A 1,835-nucleotide genomic window follows, 5' to 3' on the forward strand; every position below is an offset into this window, starting at 1 on the left:
CGACCGGCAGTTCCTCGGTGCGCGGCATCGCCACCGCCACCACTGTTTCCGGTCCCGCGCCCTGAGCGATCAACGCGCGAGCGACCTGGTTGGCCCGCCGCTGCAACTGCCCGAACGTCAGGCTGGTGTCACCGAAACGAATCGCGACCGCATCCGGACGCAACCACGCCTGCTCGGCGATCACATCCGGCAAGGTCGCGCCGGGAACCCAAGCGCCCGGCGCATTCCATGCGCTCAGCACCTGACGCCGCTCGCCGGGCGCGAGCACATCGATCTCGCCCACCACGGCGGTGGCATCGGCCGTGATCGACGTGAGGATTCGGTGGAATCGGCTCGCGAAACTCCGCACGGTCGATTCGTCGAACAGGTCGGTCGCGTAGCCGATGACAACCGAAAGACCTTGTGCGCCAGGCTGTTCGGCCAGGGTGATCTGCAAGTCGAACTTGGCCGCCGACACTTGCGGATCGATGCCGGACACCGTGAGCCCGGGCAACTCGAGCGTCGCCTGCGCCAGGTTCTGCAACACCAGCATCACCTGGAACAGCGGGTGCCGCGCCGCCGAGCGAACCGGATCGAGCAATTCGACCAGACGCTCGAAGGGCAGGTCCGCGTGCCCGAACGCCGCGACGTCGGTCCGGCGGACCTCGGCGAGCAACGCGTCGAACGGCGTGCCCGGCTCGACCTCGGTGCGCAGCACGAGGGTGTTGACGAACATGCCGATCAGATCATCGAGTTCGGCCTCGCCGCGGCCGGCCACCGGGGTTCCGATGGCGATGTCCGAGGTGCCCGACAGCCGGGCCAGCAGCACCGCGAGCGCGGCGTGCACCACCATGAACAGTGTCGAATTATGCCGCTGGGCAAGTTGTTCCAGCCCGGCGTGCAGGTCGGCGTCGATGTCGAACGCGAAGGTGGACCCGCGATAGGACGCCTGAGCGGGCCGGGGCCGGTCGGCCGGCAGCGGCAGTTCGTCCGGCAGGGCCGCGAGCGTACCGCGCCAGTACTCGGCCTGCTGCGAGATGAGGCTCTGCGGGTCGCTCTCGGAACCGAGCACCTCCCGCTGCCACAGGCTGTAGTCCGCGTACTGGACCGGCAGCGGAGCCATGGCCGGGACTTCGCCTCTGCTGCGCGCCTCATAGGCCAGCACCAGATCCCGGGTGAGCGGTCCCATCGACCAACCGTCGGAGCTGATGTGATGCGCGACGAACGCGAGCACGTGCTGGGTCGGGTCGTCCGCGTTCGAGGAGGCGACCTCGAACAGTTGGACCCGGAACGGGACCTCCGTGGTCACATCGAAGCCCGCGGCGACGACGGCGGTCACCGCGGCGGCCAGATCGGCCGCGTCGACCAGGGCCGATGCGAGACCGATCGGCACCTCGTCCGCGGCGAGCACCTGCTGTACCGGGCCGTCCGGCGTCTGCGGGTAGATCGTGCGCAGGATCTCGTGACGCGCCACCAGGTCCGCGACGGCCTGTCGCAGAGCGGCGACATCCAAGTCGCCGGTGAGCCGGATGGCCGCCGGGATGTTGTAGACCGCCGACGCCGGATCGAACTGGTTGAGGAACCACATGCGCTGCTGCGCCAGCGACAGCGGGACGCGGTCAGGACGCGGACCGGCGACCAAGGCTTTACGCCCACCGGAGCCCGCGTGCTGCTCGACCTTGGCGGCGAGTCCGGCCACGGTGGAGGCCTCGAACAACACACGCACCGGGACACGCGCGTCCAACGCCGCACCGATACGCGCCACCACCTGCGTCGCCAGCAACGAGTTACCACCCAGTGCGAAGAAATCGTCATCGGCACCGACGCGCTCGACACCGAGCACGTCGGCGTACACC

Annotated in this window: 1 protein-coding gene; it reads right to left on the bottom strand. The window is 69.0% G+C overall.

Going from position 1 to position 1,835, the window contains the following annotated elements; all coding sequences use genetic code 11:
• Nucleotides 1-1,835, bottom strand: a 1,835-nt coding sequence (locus tag NA8_RS32175) for a condensation domain-containing protein (protein ID WP_157107046.1), incomplete at both ends; no start/stop codon positions are given.

Source organism: Nocardia arthritidis NBRC 100137 (genome assembly GCF_001612765.1).
GTDB lineage: Bacteria > Actinomycetota > Actinomycetes > Mycobacteriales > Mycobacteriaceae > Nocardia > Nocardia arthritidis.